This is a genomic window from Bradyrhizobium sp. STM 3809 (assembly GCF_000239795.1).
Taxonomy (GTDB): Bacteria; Pseudomonadota; Alphaproteobacteria; order Rhizobiales; family Xanthobacteraceae; genus Bradyrhizobium.
Window position 1 is genome coordinate 1 of sequence record NZ_CAFJ01000668.1, and the last position, 20,257, is coordinate 20,257.

Sequence of the window (20,257 nt, forward strand, 5' to 3'; positions counted from 1 at the left end):
AGGCTGCGCTCGGACCGGTCACCGTGCTGATCAACAATGCCGGCATCGCGGTCGAGAAGCTCGCGGTCGAGCAGAGCGAGGCCGATTGGGACGCGGTGATCGGCGCCAACCTGAAGGGTGCCTATTTCGCCGCGACCGAGGTCGCGCGCCGCATGATCGCGCGGAAGGCGCCCGGCAACATCGTCAACATTGCCTCGGTGCTCGGCTTCAGCGTGGTGAAGTTCATCTCGCCCTATGCGATCTCCAAGGCTGGCGTCGTGCAGACCACCAAGGCGCTGGCGCTCGAGCTTGCCGCCAACAACATCCGCGTTAATGCGCTGGCGCCGGGCTACATCGACACCGACATCAATCACGATGTCTGGGAGACGCCGGCCGGCGAGAAGCTCATCAGGCGCATCCCGCAGCGCCGCGTCGGCCATGAGAGCGATCTCGATGGCGCCATCCTGCTGCTGGCGTCGAACGCCTCGCGCTACATGACCGGCAGCGTCGTCACGGTGGACGGCGGTTTCCTGCTGACCTGATCGACTCAGATTTGAGTCAATCCGGCAAAGCTTCCTCAAACCGCGTGCGGTATCACAGGCGGGATCTCGGGGGAGCGGCCGGCATGATGTAGCGCGTTCCCTGGGGTTCGTGACGGCGGGGCAGGCCTGATGGCCAGGCTGCCTTGGCTCGACCGGGCAAGTCAGAACAGGGGATGTCTGAAATGAAGTACTTGGTTTGCGCAGCCGTGTTGTTGGCGGCGACGGCCGCGTCCGCCGAAACCTACACGACGACCGTCAACCGGAGCGCCGATAGCGTGACGACCACGGCGTCGAACGGCACGGTCGCGACCACGCAGATGTCGCGCAACGGCAATACCACGACCTACACGACCACCGTCACGCGGGGCGGCGCCGCGAGCTACCAGCCGATGGGCTCCAGCGGCTACAAGCCGATGGGACGCTGAGGCTCACGGGACGTCGTAGCCGCGTCCATATCGCGGCCGGCGTCGGCCGTCATGGCGCGGGTCAGGACCCGCGCATCTCCGCCTTGATCATGTCGGCCGCCTTCTCGCCGATCATGATGGTCGGCGCGTTGGTGTTGCCGCCGATCAGGGTCGGCATGACCGAGGCATCGACCACGCGCAGGCCGGACAGGCCGTGCACCTTGAGGGTCGGATCGACCACCGCGAGCGGATCGGCCGTGCCCATCTTGCAGGTGCCGACGGGGTGATAGACGGTGTCGACGCGGGCGCGCAGGACGCTGCGGATGTCGTCGTCGGTCCTCACCTCCGACGTGAACAGGTCGCGCGTGGCGAGGCCGCGCATCGCCGGCGTCTCCATCAGCCGCCGCGTGGTCTTATAGCCCGCGACCATGGTTTCGACGTCGTCATCGTCGCCGAGGAAGTTCGGATCGATCAGCGGCGGCGCCAGCGGATCGGCGCTCTTGAGCGCCACGGTGCCGCGGCTCTTCGGCCGCAGCAGGCAGAAGTGGCAGGAGAAGCCGTTGCCGTGGCGCTTGCGGCCGTGGTCATCGGTGACCGCCATGCCGAAATGCAGCTGGATGTCGGGGATGTCGAGGTTCGGGTCGGTCTTCAGGAAGCCGCCGCACTCCGCGAAGTTCGAGGTCAGCACGCCGCGGCGCTCGCGCCGATATTGCCCGATGCCTCGCAGCAGCCGCTGCACGCCCCTCGGCGACAGCGAGTTGAAGTTCGGATTGTCGGATGTGTAGCCGAAGATGAAGTCGGGATGGTCCTGCAGGTTCTGGCCGACGCCCGGCAGATGATGGACGCTGGCGATGCCGAGCTTGCCCAGGGCGGCGGCATCGCCGACACCCGAGAGCATCAACAACTGAGGCGTCTGGAAGGCGCCGGACGCCAGGATCACCTCGCGGCGGCAACGGATCTCCCTGACCTCCTTGCCCTGGCGATACTTCACGCCGACGGCGCGCTTGCCGTCGAACAGGATCAGCGAGGCCTGCGCCGACGTCTCCACCCGCAGGTTGCGGCGCTGGCCCAGATGCGGCTGGATGTAGGCGCGCGCCGCGCTCCAGCGCTCGCCATTCTGCTGGGTGACCTGGTAGAGGCCGAGGCCCTCCTGCGTCTCGGCGTTGAAATCCTCGCGGATCGGAAACTGCGCCTCGCGCGCCGCCTGCAGGAAGATCTCGTGCACGGGATTGTCGGTGCGCAGGCGATTGACGGGCAGCGGACCCGATTGCCCGTGATACGCGCCGTTGAAGTCCGCGTTGTTCTCCGCGCGCTTGAAATAGGGCAGAACGTCGTCATAGGACCAGCCGGGGTTGCCGAGCGCCGCCCATTGGTCGTAGTCGGCGCGGTGGCCGCGGATGTAGACCATCGCGTTGATCGCCGAGGAGCCGCCGAGCCCGCGGCCGCGCGGCTGATAGCCGATGCGGCCGTTGAGGCCCGGCTGCGGCACCGTGGTGAAAGACCAGTTGTTGACCGGGCCGGCCACCATCAGGAACAGCATGTAGGGCGTCTTGACGATCCAGTTGTCGTTGCGCCCGCCGGCATCGAGCAGCATGACCGACGTGCCCGGATCTTCGGACAAGCGGCCCGCAACCGTAGCTCCGCCGCTGCCGCCACCTACGACGATGAAATCGACCTCGTCTGCCACGCGTATCTTCTCCCTGATGTGCTTATTGTTTGTTTGGCTTGTTTGTTTGGCCGTCACTCCGGGGCGCCGCGGAGCGGCGAACCCGGAATACCGAGCTTGGTTAGCTTCTCATCACCACGAGAGTCCGGGTTCGCGCTGCGCCCGGTCCGGAATGAGCGGGTGTTGATCAGCTCAGAAACCGCAGCAGCTTCTCGATTCTGGCGACGCTGGCGCCATAGGGCGGATAGAGATCCTTCATGCGGTTGAACGGCGAGCGGTAGAACACCGGCTTCAGCTTGCTGAAGCTGTTGAAGCCCCATTCGCCGTGATAGTGGCCGATGCCGGAGGCGCCGACGCCGCCCATCGGCTGGTTCATCTGCGCGAAATGCAGCAGGCAGTCGTTGATCGTGACGCCGCCGGAGACGGTGCGCGCCAGCACCTTGTCGCGCGCAGCGTCGTCGCGGCCGAACCAGTACAGCGCCAGCGGCCGGTCATGCGCGTTGATGAAGCGGATCACCTCGTCGGCGTCGCGGTAGGTGAGGATCGGCAACAGCGGACCGAAGATCTCCTCCTGCATGATCGCCATCTCGGCCGTCGCGCCGGCCACGACCGTCGGCGGGAACTTGCGCAGCTTCTTCCAGGCGGGGTCCTCGGGGCTGGTCACGCTCAGCGTCCTGGCGCCGCGCGCGATCGCGTCGCGCAGCAGGCCTTCGAGCCGCGCATAGTGCCGGTCGGAGATGATCGAGGTGTAGTCGGCGTTGCCTGGGTTGGTGCCGAACATGCTCACCATGTGGGCGTGCAGCTTGCCGGCAAAGGCGTCGCGCTGCGCTTCGGGCACGAACACGTAGTCGGGTGCGATGCAGGTCTGGCCGGCATTCATCAGCTTGGCGTAGGCAATGCGTTCGGCCGCCTCGTCGATGTTGGCGGAGACATCGACGATGGTTGGCGACTTGCCGCCGAGCTCGAGCGTCACCGGCGTGAGGTTTCGCCCCGCGGCCTCCGCGACGATGCGGCCGACGCGGGTCGAGCCGGTGAACACCAGATGATCGAACGGCAGCGCGGCGAACGCCTGCGCGATGCCGTCCTCGATGCCGGTGACGGCAAACTCGCCCGGGTCGAAGCTCGCGGCGATGAGCTGCTTCAGCAGCGCCGAGAACCCTGGCGTCAGCTCGCTCGGCTTGATCAGCACGCGATTGCCGGCCGCGATCGCGCCGATGGCGGGCGCGAGCGTCAGCTGCAGGGGATAGTTCCAGGGCGCGATGATGCCGACCACGCCGAGCGGTTGCGGGATCAGCCGGTTGCGGGCGGGGAGGAACTGCAGCGAGGTTGCGATCCGGCGCGGCGCCATCCAGCGCGGCAGCATCTTGAGCGTATGCTTGAGCTCCGTCTGCAGGAACAGCGTCTCGGCGATCGTGGTCTCGACCGCGCAGCGATGGCCGAAATCGGCCGAGATCGCCTGTTCCAGGCGCTCTTCATTGTCGGACAGCAGCGCGCGCAGGCGCTTCAGGCGATCCTGCCGATCCGCCAGCGAGGGCGGAGGTGAACTGCGCGAGGCCTCCACCATCGCGTGGAAGGCGTCGTCGAGCGTCGATACCGCGGGGCTCTTCAGGGATTGGTCCATCGACGTCTCCTCATGTGTCCTGCAGCCGCTTGCGGGCCGTCGTTCTCGTTCGTCTCGCGAAGCTGCCGCGTTGCGAAACTCTTGGCAAGCGCGGCCGACATGTCGTTTTCGCCGACAGGTGACCAGGCACCTGTTGCCGGCTCTCGGACCGCCTGTCGCGCTTCTCCCAGGGACATGTCGCGATCTCCTCGCCCGGCCGCAAGACGGCACCGCCCGGGGCGGCCAATCGCTCCTACAACAGATTGATTCATAGACGTTTTTCGGAATCTGAAAGCATTTCCAACAGGTGTCACAATAAGGCAAAAAAACTTCCGAAAAGCCCTTTCCAAACCGGCCTCGCATTGGTACATACCGCCCGCACCCGATGGCCGCACCGGCCGACGGGCTCAAGCCTTCTCAGGAAGCCTTTGGGATGGATCGGCGGCGCTCTCGGGCGTCAGCCAGGAACGCCCGATAATTCCCTGAAGGTGTGCACAAGTTAACGCGGGGTGGAGCAGCCCGGTAGCTCGTCAGGCTCATAACCTGAAGGTCATAGGTTCAAATCCTATCCCCGCAACCAACTTAACGGAAGTGACCGACACTCCCGCAGCCGCTTCGGCTGCGGGAGTTTTGGTTTTTGCGCCATAGTCGCTTTGATCCGCTGTCCGACTGAGGACGGTGCCGAATTCCCTGTACAGCGTGGCCTCGATTGGCCCTCGCTTGGCGCCCGGTCGGATCAGGCTGTTCCGGGCGGCGGCTGTTGACGTTGGCGGTCTCGCGGAGATGATTGTCGCCGATCGCTCAACGAGACAAGCGTTTGAGAGGTTGTCGCGACAATCAAGCAGGCGCCAAGCGGCGCCGACAGGTTCGCGGAGAGGGAGAGGCCAGCTCCGTTGCGCTTCGAATTCCGCTGGCTCATCGCTTTTCGAGCATTCCCGTCACGGACGTCTGCTCGGCTCAAGGCATTTCGTTCGCTCTTGGTCCGGACACGGGACGCTCGGCGCGGCCTACGCAAACGGGAGGTCTCGTCCCGGGCTTTTGGACGCGAGGATCCGTGTTGACGGTGGGGCGTACCGACGTGGTCTCGGGAAGCTTCGACGAATCGATGTCGTCATCGAACGCGATCAGCACGGGAATCATGATGTCCGAAGCTTCCATGGATCCGTCGCCGTCGCCTGAGATCCGCAACAGAGCATTCTGCCGAGAGATATCGACCACATGCCCGGGAAGGGTCCGGTCCGACGGCCCCGCGATGGCAATCGCCACGGGCTGTCCGACCACGATCCGTTCAGCTCGATGATCCTCGAAATAGGCAATGACGTACGCTTTGTCGGAAGCGGGATCTATCTGGACGATGGCGTTTTGCGTCGACACCAGCGCGATCATGACATTGAAATACTGCAGGCCGCACCAGACGGCGGCACAGAGAACGGCGAGGCCCGCCGCCGACAGCAAAGCGCGGTTCCGACCGGAAGCCAGCATCGATGCCGAACGGATCCGAGCCCGCGCCAGGGTTCTGCGTCCTGCGTCGGCCCAACGTGCTGCCCGAGAGCGGTACCTTGCGAACATGGAGAGCTTGCCTTGTGATCGGAAACACGTGCCCGATCTCTTGCGAAGAAAACGACCTCGGTGCCGGAAGTGGACTGGCGACCTCGAATGGCTCGGATTCGATCTGCCAGAGCTATGTGGGCGGTCTGCGCCGCTTTGATAATGTTGGCAGGTCGGAATGGGTCGTTTGGCTTTGACACATAATGGCTCGCATCCAACTTTCTGGGCTCTGCGGCCTCTGTGGCGGTCGCCGAGCGCCTCAGCTTGACGTAGGCGGCCCGCGAGCTCGGAATGGCGTTGCCGACCATCCGTCGGACCGTCGGGTCGCTCGAGGAGGGTCTCGGCGCCATGGCGCAAGCGTCCGGGCGTCATCTCCAGATGAGTTCGATGCAGGTGGCAATGGGCGGAGCTGTCCCCGCCCATTGTCGTGTTTGAACGGCCTCAGCTCTTTTTGCTGGTCTTGACGAAAGCGCCGATCTGGGCCGCGGCCATCTCCGGATGCTGATGGTGCGGACCGTGGCCGGCACGGGGGTAGGTGATGAGGTGAAGCGTCGGCAGCTGCTGGTTCAGCGCGTACCAGTTCTCGATGGGCATCACGATGTCGTGGTCGCCGCCGATATGGAGGATCGGCGTCTTCGTCGACTTCAGCAGTTCGAGGATCTGGTCGGCGGGAAACAGCGGATTGCGTGGCGTATTGCCGATCTGGGCGATGGCCCAGTCGGCCGGCACGTCGGGGCTGCGTCCCTCCTTGCGCGCCATGATGCGCTCGAACGATCGCTTGGAGGCCTCGCGGCTGGCGCTGTCGGCGGGCTCGAAGAACACCGTCGTGAACTGATCGAGCGAGATGCCCGGAGCGGCAGCGGTGTCGTAGAACAATTGCTCGCCGGGTTTGACGAGATGACCCGGAGGCGTCGTGGCCAGGAGGACGACATGGCTGGCCTGGTCGCCCGTCATCGCCAGGATGATCTGAGCCGTGATGCCGCCGATCGACCAGCCTCCGACGGCAAAATCCTTCAGCTCCAGCGCCGTGATGAGATCCACGCCATCCTGCGCCAGCGACATCGGGTTGTAGGACTTCTCGCCGGTGGAGAGGCCGAGTCCCGAATAGTCGAAGGTGATGACCTGGAAGCCTTGCGCCACCAGGCCGTCGATGAACGCGGGATCCCAGAGATCGAGGACACCGCGAAAGCGGTTGCATAGAACGAGCGGCTTGCCCGTGCCGACCGAGCGATATGCGAGCCGCCGTCCCTTGCTCTCGACGTAGTTGGTCGGCGCGACGGCGTAGCTCTCGGCCGCGTGCGCGGCGAGCGGCATCGACATCACCGCGGCGCCTGCAGCAGCAGCGGCAAGGACATTCCGGCGAGGCTGTGAGTACATGATCGTCATTCCTTTGAAAACGCGGTTACGTCGGATTTCAAGCCGAGCGGCGGTAGCGTTCGGCCGGAGCTCCGCCGAGGCCTGACGGCAGGATGGCGCGGGCCGTCTCGAAGGCGTCCCAGAGGCCGGCGTCGCCGAGTGGCGGGATCGTCACGGTTTCCCGGCGGTCGAAGCCGATCAGCGCGGCGTCGACGAGATCATCGACCTCCATCAAATTGGGGATCTTCGCCAGGTCGGCTCCGGCCTTGGTCCAGATGTCCGTCCGGGTCGCTGCGGGCAGGACCGCCTGGACATAGACGCCCTTCGGGCCGAGCTCTGCGGCGAGGCCCTGCGAGAAGGTCAGGAGATAGGCCTTGGTTGCCGCGTAGATGCCGGGGAAGACGGCCGGCATGAACGAGACGACCGAGCCGATATTGATGATCGCGCCGCTGCCGCGCTTGACCATTCCGCCGACCGCCGCCGAGGCGAGCAGGGTCGGAGCGGTCACGTTGAGGCTGAGCAGCTGGGCCATGCGCGCCGGATCTGCGCCTGCGAACGGGCCGAGCAGCGCGGCGCCTGCATTGTTGACCAGCACGTCGATCGCGTCACCGGAGCGCAGCCGGGCTTCGACCGTCGCCAGCTGAGCCGGATCGGTGAGGTCTGCGGCGATGATCTCCACGGAGATGTCGTGGGCGGCACGAAGCTCCGCGCCGAGATCCCCCAGTTTTTCCGCCGAGCGGGCCACGAGGACGAGGTTGTGGCCGCGGGCCGCGAAGCGCCGGGCGTAGACGGCGCCGATTCCGGTCGAGGCGCCGGTGATGAGGGTGGTGGGCATGCACGGTCTCCTGACTACCCCGATAGGGGCGGTTCGATTGGATGATGATCATCATCTAATTGAAAAGATGATGGCTGTCATCTATAATTTTTTGGCAAGGAGATTTCTCATGGCCCGAAGTCAGAAACAGAAGGAGGAGAGCCGGCAGGCCATCGTCCGCTCGGCCGCCCGCCTGTTCCGCGAACGCGGCGTGGATGGCGTGACTGTTGCTGAAATCATGGAGGGAGCCGGCCTCACGCATGGCGGCTTTCCGCGACACTTTGCCAGCAAGGACGAACTGGTGACCGAGGCGTTGGCCGACGTCTTCATCGCCACCGCCAGGGATCCCCTGCTGCCGGCCAGCGACCTGTCGAGCTACGCCCGCGCCTATCTGCGGCCCGAACATCGGGACGCCCCCGGCAAGGGCTGTGTCTTCGCCGCGCTCGGTCCCGAAATGGCGCGGGCAACAGCCGCGACGCGTCACATGCTCACAGAAGCCATCAAAGGGCAGATCGATCAATTTGCCGGCATGACCGGAGGCTCGACGGCCGAAAGCAGGCGGGTGGAGGCAATCGGGACGTGGGCGACCATGATCGGCGCCATGGTCATGGCGCGGATCGTGGACGACCAGGAACTCGCCGATGAGATCCTGACCTGCGCCCGCCGCTATCTCGATGCGGACAGCTGATCGGGGGCGGGCCGGTGTTGTAGATCTCCGCGGCGAGCGCTTCTGATCGGGATAGGCGCGGCGTGAACCGCCGCCAACGAAGCCGCAACCCACAAGACGCCCGCAGCCGGCCGGCTGCGGGCGTTCTGCTCTTCAGGCGTGGCCCCGCGTCAGTTGCGCGTCGGCGCGGGCACGGCGGTGCGGTTCGCCGGCACCGTCACGGGCTGGTAGGAGAACACGTCGCGGCTGCGCGGGTCGACGGTGACCTTGAGCCAGCGGACGTCGTTGTTGCCGTTGCCCTGGTTGTCGCCGAAGGTTTCGACGCGAACGAAGTTCTCGAGCCGCTGGCCCGCGCTGTTGAGGAACGGCTGGTCGATGCGGAAGTAGTGCGAATCGCCGTGGACATAGGCGACCGGCTTGCGGAACGCCTCGACCTCGCTGCGCAGCGCGGTCAGAAAGCTCGCGAATCCGTCGGGCTGGCCGTCGGTCTCGGCGAGCGTCTTCGGATCGCGCAGCGGCGCGCGGGTGGAGTCGGAGAGATCCCAGCCGGGGTCGGCCTGCGAGATGAACATCACGGCCGCCGAATTGCGCTTCTTGGCCTCGGCGAAGGTCTGCTGCATCCAGAGAATGACCGCCGCGTTGCGGGCGTTGTATTCGTCCGGATCCGGGTTCGTATCGCAGAGATTGTTGCAGGAGCCCTGCACGTTCAAGGTCGCGTAGGTGACGCGGCCGATGGTCCAGCGGCGGTTCTCGACGCAGCCGACCCTGGTGCCGTTGGCGCCCAGGCAGAGCGCGTCGGTCTGCACCTCCTGGCGCAGCTTGCGCTGGCCGAGCGAGAACGGGGTCGAGAAGAACACCTTGCGCTCATAGTCGAGCCGGTCGCGCGAATTGTAGCCGCCGTTGGACGGACGGTCGCAGTCGACCCAGTCGTTGTCGCCCGGCGTGAACATCGCCGGCGCCTCGAGGCTGTTGAAGAAGGCCAGCGCCTGAGCATAGAGCCCGGCATCGCAGGCCGAACCGGAGCCCTGCTTGAGGTCGCCGTCGTGAACGCTGAACTTGAGCCGATGGGCGTTCATGTCGGCGATCAGGTTCGGGACGCCGACAGTGGCCTGCAGCGTCGAATAGGGCAGGTCGCCCCAGAGGCCGATGGTGTAGCTGTCGTCATCGTCGTCACGGTCGTGATCATGCGCAAAGCTCGGCGCCGCCACAGCAAAGGACAGCAATGAAACGGCGACGGACAGCGTGAGCAGCTCGTGAAACGCAGATTTGAGTGATGATCGAAACGTCATTCTGCAAGATCCCCCAAGATCCCGGTTGCAAAGCGCCGCTCGCATCCGAGCGACCGGACGACGATGCGGAGCGTCGACAACGCAGGCGTGACGAATGGCTGACAATCGGCTGACGGATCGATGATGCTGCGGATCGGCAGATCGCAGCGCGGTGGCGGTCGCCGCATGCCAAGCCCGCCGCAACGGAGTGCGGCGGGCCTGTCGTCTCGGTGCTCTTGCGCCGACGGAAGCGGCCGATCAGCGATCGCCGTCCCGATCGTGGTCGTGGTGGTGCCAGTCGCCGCCATGATCGTCGTCGTCGCCGGCGAACACGAACAGGTTCATCAGGTCGCCGATCGCCGGACGGTTCTTCGGCACGTAGCGATTGTCATCGCGATCGTGGATCGGGTTCGGCAGCCGGTCGCGGCTGACGGCGGAGATGGTCGGCAGCCGCCAGTTGCGCTCGATGAACTTCAACAGCGAGACGTGGTCGTAATAGGTGTGGTCGACATGCCCCTTCCTGGCCAGCGGCGAGACCAGGATGAAGGGAATGCGGGTGCCGTCGCCGAGGAAGTCGACCGGCTGGACATAGCCAGAGTCGTAATAGCCGCCGCCTTCATCCGTGGTGATGAAGATCGCGGTCCTGGCCCAGAGCTGCGGGTTGGCCTTGACGCGGTCGATCAGGGCCTCGAGGAATTTTTCATAGAGGTCCGTGGTCGAATCGGCGGGATGGCCGGCCAGGGCCTCGAACGGGCGCACGAATGACACCGCCGGCAGCGTGTTGTTCTGCACGTCCTTCACGAAGGCGCCGTAGTTCTGCAGCTTGGCTTCTTCGGCCGGATTCGTCATGACCTTGATGAAGCCCGTGAGCGGGTCGCAGATGCCGCAATAGGAATGGAACAGCAGCGGCACGCCGTCGACGCTCTTGGCGAAGGTCGTGGCGTCGTCGCCGCGGTCGGCGCTGTAATATTTCCAGGACACGCCCCGCGCCGTCATGACGTCGGCGATGGTCGGCGCGCTCTGCGGCGGCAGCACGAACTTGTCCGAGCCCAGCGTGTTGGGCTTGGCGCTGGTCTGGTTCCAGAACATGCTGTAATTGTTGACGAGATAATAGTGGTTCGGCGCGCAATTGTTGTTATGGACGCCGTTCTTGAACAGCTGCTCGTTGATGGCCGCGACGCCGGGCGCGCTCGGATCCGAGCAGTTGACGTAGGACCCGCCGCTGTAGCCGTCCTGCTTGTAGTAGTTGTTGGTGCCGGGGACCGGGTCCGGATTCTCGATCTGGTTGGCGTAGGGGACGGCGGGCGCCCCGTTCATCGTCTCGGGATTGGTGAAGAACGCCGCGTGGCCGGTGACCAGGGATTGGAAGTTGGCGCCCGTGCCGCCCATGACGGCTTGGTGGTAATTGTCGCTGATCGCGTAATCGTCGGCGAGCTGCTTGAAGAACGGCGCGTCACCGGGCTGCGCCTTGCCGCTCGCATCGATGAACGGGTTCATGTTGTAGAAGCCCATCGAGATGGCGCCTTCCATCGGATTGAAGCCGCCTGCCGGATAGGGCTTGCCGTTCGAGCCGGTGCCGATGCTCTGCTCGACCCACACGAACTTGTCGTGCTTGCCGCCGTCGATGTCCTGCCACATCTGGAAGAAGCGGTGCACCGGATCGCCGGTGTAGGCGGCGTAGGGCACGTATTTCGAGATCTGATACGGTCCGTTGGGGAGATTGGCGGGAAAGCGCGTGTCGAGCACGTTCTGCGGCAGGCCGATGCCGTAGGTGGTGTAGGGCTGCGGCAGCGTCGCGTAGGCGCCGGAGGATGCGGTCTCGGCGGAATAGCGCACCTCGTCACGGCCGATGCGCTGCTCGGCCTTCTTGAAATGCGGACCCGGCGTGCCGTCCTCGTTGACGATCCCTTTGCTGAGCAGATTGTCGATGCTCCGGCCCGCCTTCGGCTTGTAGGTGCCGAACAGGTTGTCGAAGGTGTGGTTCTCGCCGACGATGATGATGACGTGCTCGATCGGCGTGGTGGTGGCCGGACCGGCGAAGGCAGGCGCGAGGCTGGTCGCGGTGAAGGCGGCGGTGGTCGCAAGCGCGAGCGCCTTTGATCCCGTGATCGTGGATCGGGTGACTGTTCTGGTCATGACATCTCCGGACGGAGTGGGGTGGCCGGCGCGCGCCATGTGCCGTGCGGCGCCTGCGTCAAGACATCGCAGCAACAAATTGCAACGCGGTGTCGGCCGTGCTTCGGATTTGTGAAATGCGTGTGAAGCGCGCGCTCGAGCCAAGGCGCATCAGCGTGCGAACGGTCGCCGAGTCCTTGCCGGCCGGCTCGTGGAGACCGATGAAGCTGCTCTGGTCCGCGCCGGCAGCCGTGTCCGATGCGCGGACGCTGCTGTCAGAAATGACCTGCCACCCAGTTCAAGGCCAGGGCCTGGCCTTGCGCGATCTGGCTGGTCGACATCTTCGAGGCGACAGCATTGCGCAGGCGCAGATAATAGCTGCGCTGCGCCGGGCTGGCATGTCCGGCTGCGAGATTCAGCCATTTGTAGGCGAGCACGACATCCTGTGGCACGCCGTGGCCCTTGTCGTACATCAGGCCGAGCATGGCCTGGCCGAACGGGTTGCCTGCCGCGGCGGCCTGGCAATACAGGTCGCTCGCGACCTCGTAGACCTGCGGCGTCCCGAAGCCGTTCTCATACATGAAGCCGAGCATCGCCTGGGCCCTGGGGTCGCCATGCAGCGCCAGCGGCGCGAGCACGCGAACCGCGCGCACGAAATCGCCGCGCGCATAGGCGCTGCGGGCGGCGCTGACCGAATCCGCGCGAGCGGGCGTTGCCGCCGCGCCGAGCAGGAGCGTCGATGCGGCCAGCGCGGCGGCCAGGCGCCGGAGCGTCGACGCAGCGTTGCGGTCGAAATCAGCGGGCAGTGCGGACACGCAAATCATCCGTGATGCTGGCTCCGACCGATCCGCGGAGCTTGGAGCGGAGTTCTTCGGCCACCTGATGGGCATCGCTGCCGTCGCGAATGATCTGCGGCCGGATGAAGATGATCAGCTCGGTCCTCGTGCCCTTCTTGTCCTGGTGCGAGAAGGTGTCGCCGAGGATCGGAATCTCGTCGAAGCCGGGAATGCCGTTGCGGTTGCCGGTCTGCTGCTCGCTGATCAGGCCGGCCAGCAGCACGGTCTGGCCATTGGCAACGGAGATCGCGCTCTTCACCTTGCGCTGCGAAACTGTCGGCGTGAGGCTCGCGGCGCTCTGGGCCGCGACGTTGCTGATCTCCTGCTCGACCTCGAGCCGAACATTGCCGTTGGCGGCGATGCGCGGCACCACGCGCAGGATGATGCCGGTGTTCCGATAGTCGATCGTGTTGACGACGGTGTTGCTCGACGACAGCACGGTGGCGCTGCCGGTCGACACCGGCACGACGTCGCCGACCTGCAAGGTCGCGGCCTGGTTGTTGATCACCACCAGGGACGGATTGGAGAGCACCTTGACGGTGGTGACGGTGTGGAGCGCATCGAGGATCATCGTGGGCGACGCCTCGTGTCCGATCAGGAAGTTGAAGCCCGGCAAGGCGCGGTTGATCAGGGCGGTCGTCGCCGCCGAGGTCGTGGCGGTGGCGAGCGATGTCGTCTGCGTGTTGGTGATCGATCCCTTGTCGGTGCCGAGGCCGAGCACCTTGCTGGAGAGATAGGCCTGCACGCCGTAGGAGAGCTCGTTGGTGAGCGTGACCTCGGCGATGGTGGCATCGATGCCGACCTGCAGCACCGGCTGATCGAGCTGCTGCAGCGTGCCGGAGATGATGCGATAGCTCTCGCGGTCGGCGTAGATGAGCAGCGAGTTGTTCACGGTGTCCGGGGTGATCCGGACATTCGGCATCAGCGCCTGGCCGCCGCCGGCCCCGCCGCTCCGCGGTTCCAGCCCGGTCGAAGAGGGCGTGCTCGATGAGGAGGAGGCGCCGGAGGACTGCATGCCGGACAGACCGCCGCCTTGCGTCCGGCCCGATGGATTGGCGCCGGCATTGGAGGAGCCGCCCGTATTGGTGTTGAACGACAGCCGGTCGGCGACCGACGTGGTCGTGCCGTCCGACCCCGGCGCCGTCTGGCTGTCGGTGCTGTCGGACGCCGACGAGCCGGCACCGCCGAACATGTCGGTGAGCACCTTCGCCAATTGGCGCGCGTCGCCATAACGAACGCGGTAGACGTGTACGCTGGTGCGGCCGGAGTCGGCCTGATCGAGCCGGCGGATCCATGTCGCCGCGGTTTGCAGCAGCGCCGGCTTGCGCGTGACCACCATGATCGCGTTGAGCCGGTTGACGACCTGCAGCTTGACGAGATTCTGGCTGAGGCCGTTCTCGCCGCTGTCCATGATCTTTTCGAGTTCGGTGATCAGCGGTTCCGGCGCCGAATTGCTGACCGGGAAGATACCGACCGACTGGCCGCGCATCCAGTCGACGTCGAAGCTGAGCGCGGTCTCGATCGCGGAGCGCCGCTCGGCCCCGGTGCCCTGGATCAGGAGCATGTTGCGCGTCGGGTCGGCGCGCACGCTGCCGGCGCGGGTGGCGAAGCTGTCCATCAGTTTCAGGATCGTCTGCGCACCGACATATTGCAGCGGCACGACCGACACGCCGTAGCCGGGCTCGGCGCGGGCGGCCTCGCCGTCGACCTGTCCGGCGCCGATGGCGTCGCCGAGCGGGGTCAGCTTGTAGCCGCCACCTTCGCGGACCAGCACGACGCCCGACAGACGCAGCGCGCTTTCCAGCACGAACAGGATGTCGGATTTCGGCACCGGACGGGCCGAGACCAGGCTGACGCTGCCCTGGACGCGGGGATCGATGGAGTAGCCGGCACCCATGATGTCGCCGATCACGACCTTGGCGACCTGCGCGATCGGCGTGTTCTCGAAGTTGAGGTCGTAGCCCTTGCCACCGGCCGCCGGCAGGGGGCGGGCCTCGGCGACCTCCTGCACCATCGTGCCTTGATAGGTCCGTGCCGCAGCGCGCTCGACCTCGGGACGTCCCTGGATCGAGGCCACCGGCGCGTTGTCACGCGGGAGAATGTCGAGCGAGCGTACCTTGTCGATGACGTCGACATCCGCCGGCGCGCTGGCCTGCGAGTTAAGCGTCGCCATGTTGCAGGACGCGAGCAGCACCGCCATTGCGGGCAGCGAGGCCCGTCGGACAACCGCAGCAAAGTGGCTTCGATTGTCGCTACGAAACATGAACTTACCGATCTACTCGTGTTGCCGGTCGAAACGGCAGGCGCCGGTTTGGACCTCGTGCCCTGCATAGCGGTCCAATGTGACACTTATGTATATCCGCCTGGCACCGCCGACCTTTGCGCAGCATGTGTGTCGGAAATGTCGGCGGGGCGGGATTTCGTACAGCCGTCATGTTCGCGATCAATAACGTCGGGTGCCAGTAGCGGGGTGCCGAGACGATGGGCCGGCACGGGCGCCACCCGGATCACGCCATGAGCGGTATGCTGTCGACCCAGTTCCACGACTATCTTCGGCAGCGCCACCCGCAGGCTGGCGACAGCGCAGCTGCGGGCGAAGCCCAGGTTGCGCTCTGGGATCGGTTCGGCCTGAGCGCCGAAATGTTCGCCGAGGAAGCCGCTCGCTTCACGGGGTTGGAGCGCGTCTCGTTGCGCGAACTGCTGGCGGCCGCGCCCGCTACAGTGGAATTCTCCGATCGTTTCCTGCGCGAGGTGCTCGGCTATCCTTATAAGACGCCGGAAGGCGCCGCCGTGTTCGCGGTCGCCGATCCGACCGATCAGGCGGTGCGTCGGGCGGCGGAACTTGTGCTCGGCCCGGCGACGGCGTTCAAGGTCGCCTCGCATGAGGATATCGCCGTCGTGCTCGACCAGCGGCTCGGCGGCGGCACCGAGGAGGCCGAGGTCTCGCCCGCGCAGGAGCTGCGCGACGACGATGTCGAAAGCCTGCGCGACCTCGCCAGCGGCGCGCCGGTGGTGCGTGCCGTGAACGATCTGATCGAGAAGGCGGTGGAGATGCGCGCCAGCGACATCCACATCGAGCCGTTCTCGACCGGGCTCGTGGTCAGGCTTCGTGTCGATGGCTTGCTGCGCCCGATCGCAGCGCCCGCGGGCGTGCTGCCGCAGGCCGTGATCTCGCGCATCAAGATCGTCGCCGGATTGAACATCGCCGAGCGCCGCCTGCCGCAGGACGGCGCCGCGCGCATTCGCGCCGGCCGCACCGAGATCGACGTCCGCGTCGCCATCATGCCGACGCAGGCCGGCGAGTCGGCGGTGCTGCGCATCCTGCCCAAGGACCGCTCGCAGCTGGTGGCGAACCGGCTTGGGCTATCCGCGCGGGACGACGCGGCCTTGCGGCGCCTGATCACGCTGCCGCACGGCATGATCGTGATCACCGGTCCGACCGGCAGCGGCAAGACCACGACGCTCGCGACCATCCTGTCGATGCTCAATACGCCGGAGCGCAAGATCCTCACCGTGGAGGATCCGGTCGAATACGAGATCCCCGGCATCAACCAGTCGCAGATCAAGCCGGCGATCGGTCTGACCTTCGCCAGCGCGCTGCGCTCTTTCGTGCGCCAGGACCCGGACGTCATCATGGTCGGCGAGATCCGGGACAGCGAGACCGCGCATGTCGCCATCCATGCGGCGCTGACCGGCCACCTCGTGCTGACCACGCTGCATACAGAGACTGCTGCGGCGGCGGTGCCGCGGCTGCTCGATCTCGGTGTCGAGGGCTATCTGCTGCGATCGACCTTGCGCGCCGTCATTGCCCAGCGCCTGGTCCGCCAGCTCTGCGAGCACTGCAAGACGGCGAGGCCGCTGGATGAGGCGACCTGCCGTGACGATCCGCGCTACAGCCATGTCGGTCTCGTTCCGGGTGACATCACATGGCATCCGGCGGGGTGCGAGCGCTGCGGCCACAGCGGCTATCGCGGCCGGGTCGGAGTATTCGAGCTGCTCGAGCTGACGACCAGCCTGCGCGAGCTGATCGCCGACAGTGCCGACGGTCTCGCGATCGACCGGCGCGCGATCCAGGAGGGCATGACGACGATGCTCGACGACGGCGTCGCCAAATGCCGGGCCGGCGTCACCTCGGCGTCCGAGCTGTTCCGTGTCCTCGTGATGCGTTGAGGTGTGGATCGTGCCGAGCTACCGCTACCGCGCGCTGACGCAATCCGGCGAGATCGTCGTGGGCTCGCTCGTCGCGCCATCGCGCGGCGAGGTCGAGCGCCGCATCTCCTATCTGCAGCTGCTGCCGATCGAGACCGTCGAGGAGAAGGCCAGGACCGCATCGTCGGTGGGATTGTCGTTCGGCGGCCCGTCCGCAGCGGAGGTGACCACCTTCACGCGCGACCTCGCCTTGCTGCTCAAGGCCGGCGCGCGGCTCGATGACGCGCTCGACCTGCTCTCCAATGATTCCGACATCGGCCGGCTCCGTCCGGTGGTCGGGCGGCTGCGGGCGGCGATCATGAGCGGCGAGAGTTTCGCCGACGCCGCGGCTGCGCAGCCCACGCTGTTCTCGCCGATGTATGTCGCGCTGATGCGCGTCGGCGAAGCGTCGGGAACGCTCGATCAGGTGTTGACGGCGCTTGCCGGCGAGCGCGAGCGCTCCGAGGCGACGCGGCGCAAGCTCACCGACGCGATGCAATATCCCGCCTTCGTGTTTCTCGCCGCGATCGGCGTGATGCTGTTCTTTCTCGTTGCCGTGCTGCCCAACTTCTCCGCAGTGCTGCGCGACTTCGGGGGGCGCGCCGATACGGCGCTCGGCTTCTTCATGTCCTTGTCCGATATCCTGCGCGACAATGCCACGGTGATCACGCTGGGCTGTGCGACACTGCTCGCGGCCGGATGGTGGTTGCTGCGCCAGGCGCGCGTGCGCGCCGCCCTGACCAGCGGCCTCGCCGTGCTGCCGGGGATCGGCGGCATTCTCACATTTTATCGCACCAGCCTGTTCTGCCGCAATCTCGGCCTGCTGCTCGGCTGCGGCGTGACGCTGAGCGCGGCGTTGCGCATCCTCGTCGACGTGATGGCCGTGACCTCGCAGCGCGCACCGTGGTCGGCAGCCGCCGATCGCGTGCGCCACGGCGGCAAGCTGTCCCAGGCATTGTCGGCCGACAACATGCTGCCGCCGATGGCGCTGCGCATGCTCAGGCTCGGCGAGGAGACCGGCCAGTTGCCGACGCTCTCGACCCGGATCGCCGAATTCTACGAAGCCAAGTTGCAGCGCGCGCTCGACCGCGTGGGCGGCATCGTCGGCCCAGCCGCCATCCTGCTGATCAGCGTCGTCGTCGGCGGCCTGATCGTCTCGATCATGACGGCGCTGCTCTCGGTGACCCAACTCGTCGGCTGAACGGACCTCAGGGAGAATGACATGAGCTCGACCATGCAGACCACACCGGCGAACAAGCCGCGCCGCGAGAACGAGCGCGGCTTCACGCTGGTCGAGATGCTGGTGGTGATCACCATCATCGGACTGATCATGGGGCTGATCGGCCCGCGCGTTCTCAACTATCTCAGCGAGTCCAAGACCAAGGCGGCGCGCATCCAGCTGCAGAGCTTCTCCAGCGCGCTCGACCTGTTCTATCTCGACGTCGGCCGCTACCCCTCGACGTCGGAAGGGCTGGCTGCGCTCGCGCAGCGACCGGCCGGGTTGAACACGTGGAATGGCCCGTACCTCAAGGGTGGCGCGGTGCCAAAGGATCCGTGGAACACGGCCTATGTCTACCGCGCGCCGGGCGACCGCGGCCCCTATGACATCCTGTCCTACGGCGCCGATGGACAGGAAGGCGGGACCGGCACGGCGGCCGACATCGTGCTGGGAATGCAGACGAGCGCGCGCGGTGAGTGACGAGCGACAGCGCGGCTTCACGCTGCTCGAGATGGTCTGCGTGCTCGCGATCGTCGCGATGCTGGCGTCCGTCGCGCTGCCTTATCTGCCGCGGCAGACCTCGCGTCCCCGGCTGCAGGCCTATGCGCTGCAAGCCGTGACGCTGCTGAAGTCCGACCGGGCGGCATCGATGCGGAGCGGTACGCGGATCGATACGCAGATCGATACGTCGCGGCGGCTGATCCGCGCGGGCAGCGGTGCCGCGCTGAAGCTGCCGGACGACGTCGCGTTCCAGGCGACGCTGCCGCGCAGCTGCCAGCACCGTCCGGTACTGGCCACGATCAGCTTCTTCCCCGATGGCCTGTCCTGCGGCGGCGCGATCACGATGTCGCGCGCCGATCTCAGCCTGGAGATTCGCGTCAACTGGCTGACCGGCAACATCGACATCGTCCCGCGCGGGGTCGCTCATGGCTGATCGCCGCGAACATCATCGACGCCAGGCCGGCTTCACGCTGATCGAGGTGCTGGTTGCGCTGGCGGTCGTCAGCGTGTCGATCGTGGCCATCGGCGCCGTGGTGTCGCGCAACGCGGCGAGCGTGCGCAAGCTCGAGCAGCACGTCACGCTCGTCACCGATGCCAGGCTCGCGCTCGCGACGATGCTCGCGGATCGCAGCCGGCTGCAGCCGGGCAATATCGATCAGCGCTCGGGCTCCGGCTCGGTGGTGCTGCAGATCAGCCCGCTCGGCGGCGATTGGAGCGAGCCCGCCGGAGAGCAGGGCTGGATTCCGGAAAGGGTCACCTTGCGTGTCAGGACGGGCTCCGGCGCCGTGACCCAGGTGCAGACCGTCCGTCTCGTGCAGGGGCCGCGCGGATGAGCGTTCGATCGGATCGCCCGCGGGAGTCCGGCTTTGCGCTGATCGAGGCGCTCGGCGCGCTGGCGATCGCAGGCATCGTGCTGTCGGCGCTGCTGGCGGTGACCTCGCAATGGCTGCCGGCCTGGAAGCGCGGGCTGGATCGCGTGCAGCGCGCCGAGATGGTGGCGACCGCCCTGCGCCGCGCCGGCGAGGATTTCTCCGCTGCGCAATTCGTCGCGGCCAATCGCGAGCAGAAGGCGCCCTTGTTCGTCGGCCAGGAGTTTTCGGCGATGTTTGTGCGCGGCGAGCTCGGCCCCAATGCCGGACACGGGCTCGACGTGGTGCGGATCGGCGAGGACGGTGCGCGAAGCGATCGCGCCGTGCTGCGCTCGCGCGCGCCGTTCGAGCCGGTGCCCGTGGGGCAGTCGATCGCCGATCGGTTTCGCTTCGGTGATCCGGTGGTGCTGCTGTCGGCCCCGTTCCGAATGTCGTTCGCCTATGCGGACCGCTCGATGGCCTGGACGACGGAGTGGCGCGATGCCACCAAGCTGCCTTTCGCCGTCCGGATGACCGTGCGGGACGACAGCCGCGGCGGTCAGCCCGTTCTCGTCAGCGCGGTGCAGATCGCGGTCGATGCGCCCGGCGGCGGCGGAGTCGACGGCATCGCCGCCGGCGCAGCGAACAGCGCGCCGGCCGCGGCCGAGCGGCCGCAGGCGCCCAAGATCGAGCCGATCGACTGATG

18 protein-coding genes and 1 tRNA gene are annotated in these 20,257 nt (G+C 66.4%); 10 read left to right on the forward strand and 9 right to left on the reverse strand.

The features are described 5' to 3' along the window. Together BRAS3809_RS29470 and BRAS3809_RS29475 are read left to right on the forward strand one after the other, a co-directional pair. Positions 1–521, forward strand: a 521-nt coding sequence (locus BRAS3809_RS29470) for an SDR family oxidoreductase (protein WP_035659343.1), incomplete at its 5' end; no start/stop codon positions are given. 182 nt (positions 522–703) lie between these two features. Further along, positions 704–946 carry a hypothetical protein gene (locus BRAS3809_RS29475; protein WP_008965670.1) on the forward strand — a complete coding sequence of 81 codons (243 nt, stop codon included), beginning with the start codon at positions 704–706 and terminating at the stop codon, positions 944–946. A 61-nt stretch (positions 947–1,007) separates the two neighbouring features. Here the strand turns inward: BRAS3809_RS29475 and BRAS3809_RS29480 are convergent, their stop codons facing one another. Beyond that, positions 1,008–2,612, reverse strand: a complete 1,605-nt coding sequence (locus tag BRAS3809_RS29480; RefSeq protein ID WP_008965671.1) for a GMC family oxidoreductase — start codon at positions 2,610–2,612, stop codon at positions 1,008–1,010. Positions 2,613–2,778: 166 nt separating this feature from the next. Then, positions 2,779–4,212, reverse strand: coding sequence for a coniferyl aldehyde dehydrogenase (locus BRAS3809_RS29485; RefSeq protein ID WP_008965672.1), 1,434 nt, complete (start codon positions 4,210–4,212; stop codon positions 2,779–2,781). 482 nt (positions 4,213–4,694) lie between these two features. Between BRAS3809_RS29485 and BRAS3809_RS29490 the strand changes: the two genes are divergently transcribed. Further along, positions 4,695–4,771, forward strand: a tRNA-Met gene (locus tag BRAS3809_RS29490). Positions 4,772–5,148: 377 nt separating this feature from the next. On the opposite strand, the gene BRAS3809_RS29495 is transcribed toward BRAS3809_RS29490, so the two are convergent. The 3 genes from BRAS3809_RS29495 to BRAS3809_RS29505 form a co-directional block, all read right to left on the reverse strand. Then, positions 5,149–5,673, reverse strand: coding sequence for an HlyD family secretion protein (locus BRAS3809_RS29495; protein WP_008965673.1), 525 nt, complete (start codon positions 5,671–5,673; stop codon positions 5,149–5,151). Between the two features lie 507 nt (positions 5,674–6,180). Beyond that, on the reverse strand, positions 6,181–7,116 hold the full coding sequence (locus BRAS3809_RS29500) for an alpha/beta fold hydrolase (protein WP_201767133.1): 936 nt from the start codon (positions 7,114–7,116) through the stop codon (positions 6,181–6,183). Between the two features lie 37 nt (positions 7,117–7,153). Next, positions 7,154–7,930: an SDR family NAD(P)-dependent oxidoreductase gene (locus BRAS3809_RS29505; RefSeq protein ID WP_008965675.1), complete on the reverse strand. Its 777-nt coding sequence runs from the start codon at positions 7,928–7,930 to the stop codon at positions 7,154–7,156. 109 nt (positions 7,931–8,039) lie between these two features. On the opposite strand from BRAS3809_RS29505, the gene BRAS3809_RS29510 reads away from it, so the two are divergent. Beyond that, on the forward strand, positions 8,040–8,597 hold the full coding sequence (locus BRAS3809_RS29510) for a TetR/AcrR family transcriptional regulator (protein ID WP_008965676.1): 558 nt from the start codon (positions 8,040–8,042) through the stop codon (positions 8,595–8,597). Positions 8,598–8,746: 149 nt separating this feature from the next. Here the strand turns inward: BRAS3809_RS29510 and BRAS3809_RS29515 are convergent, their stop codons facing one another. From BRAS3809_RS29515 to gspD, 4 genes are all read right to left on the reverse strand, one after another. After that, positions 8,747–9,865: a hypothetical protein gene (locus BRAS3809_RS29515; protein ID WP_008965677.1), complete on the reverse strand. Its 1,119-nt coding sequence runs from the start codon at positions 9,863–9,865 to the stop codon at positions 8,747–8,749. Positions 9,866–10,102: 237 nt separating this feature from the next. After that, the gene (locus tag BRAS3809_RS29520; protein WP_008965678.1) at positions 10,103–11,980 is read right to left on the reverse strand and encodes an alkaline phosphatase family protein; all 1,878 of its coding nucleotides are present in this window, start codon (positions 11,978–11,980) and stop codon (positions 10,103–10,105) included. 254 nt (positions 11,981–12,234) lie between these two features. After that, a complete protein-coding gene (locus BRAS3809_RS29525; protein ID WP_008965679.1) occupies positions 12,235–12,783 on the reverse strand; it encodes a tetratricopeptide repeat protein in 549 nt (182 codons plus the stop codon). Then, positions 12,755–15,058, reverse strand: coding sequence for a type II secretion system secretin GspD (gspD, locus tag BRAS3809_RS29530; RefSeq protein WP_083839189.1), 2,304 nt, complete (start codon positions 15,056–15,058; stop codon positions 12,755–12,757). The genes BRAS3809_RS29525 and gspD overlap by 29 nt, the downstream gene beginning before the upstream one ends. Positions 15,059–15,309: 251 nt before the next feature. On the opposite strand from gspD, the gene BRAS3809_RS29535 reads away from it, so the two are divergent. From BRAS3809_RS29535 to BRAS3809_RS29560, 6 genes are read left to right on the forward strand one after another with little or no spacing between them, the layout of a single operon-like run. Next, complete coding sequence (locus BRAS3809_RS29535; protein ID WP_008965681.1) at positions 15,310–16,965, forward strand: GspE/PulE family protein; 1,656 nt, start codon at positions 15,310–15,312, stop codon at positions 16,963–16,965. 10 nt (positions 16,966–16,975) lie between these two features. Then, a complete protein-coding gene (locus tag BRAS3809_RS29540; RefSeq protein WP_008965682.1) occupies positions 16,976–18,184 on the forward strand; it encodes a type II secretion system F family protein in 1,209 nt (402 codons plus the stop codon). Between the two features lie 21 nt (positions 18,185–18,205). After that, positions 18,206–18,682 carry a type II secretion system major pseudopilin GspG gene (gene gspG / locus BRAS3809_RS29545; RefSeq protein WP_008965683.1) on the forward strand — a complete coding sequence of 159 codons (477 nt, stop codon included), beginning with the start codon at positions 18,206–18,208 and terminating at the stop codon, positions 18,680–18,682. Further along, positions 18,675–19,136 carry a prepilin-type N-terminal cleavage/methylation domain-containing protein gene (locus BRAS3809_RS29550; RefSeq protein ID WP_008965684.1) on the forward strand — a complete coding sequence of 154 codons (462 nt, stop codon included), beginning with the start codon at positions 18,675–18,677 and terminating at the stop codon, positions 19,134–19,136. Before gspG ends, BRAS3809_RS29550 begins: the two co-directional genes overlap by 8 nt. Further along, positions 19,129–19,536, forward strand: a complete 408-nt coding sequence (locus tag BRAS3809_RS29555) for a prepilin-type N-terminal cleavage/methylation domain-containing protein (protein ID WP_008965685.1) — start codon at positions 19,129–19,131, stop codon at positions 19,534–19,536. Before BRAS3809_RS29550 ends, BRAS3809_RS29555 begins: the two co-directional genes overlap by 8 nt. Next, positions 19,533–20,255: a PulJ/GspJ family protein gene (locus BRAS3809_RS29560; RefSeq protein ID WP_008965686.1), complete on the forward strand. Its 723-nt coding sequence runs from the start codon at positions 19,533–19,535 to the stop codon at positions 20,253–20,255. The genes BRAS3809_RS29555 and BRAS3809_RS29560 overlap by 4 nt, the downstream gene beginning before the upstream one ends. Positions 20,256–20,257: the final 2 nt, after the last annotated feature.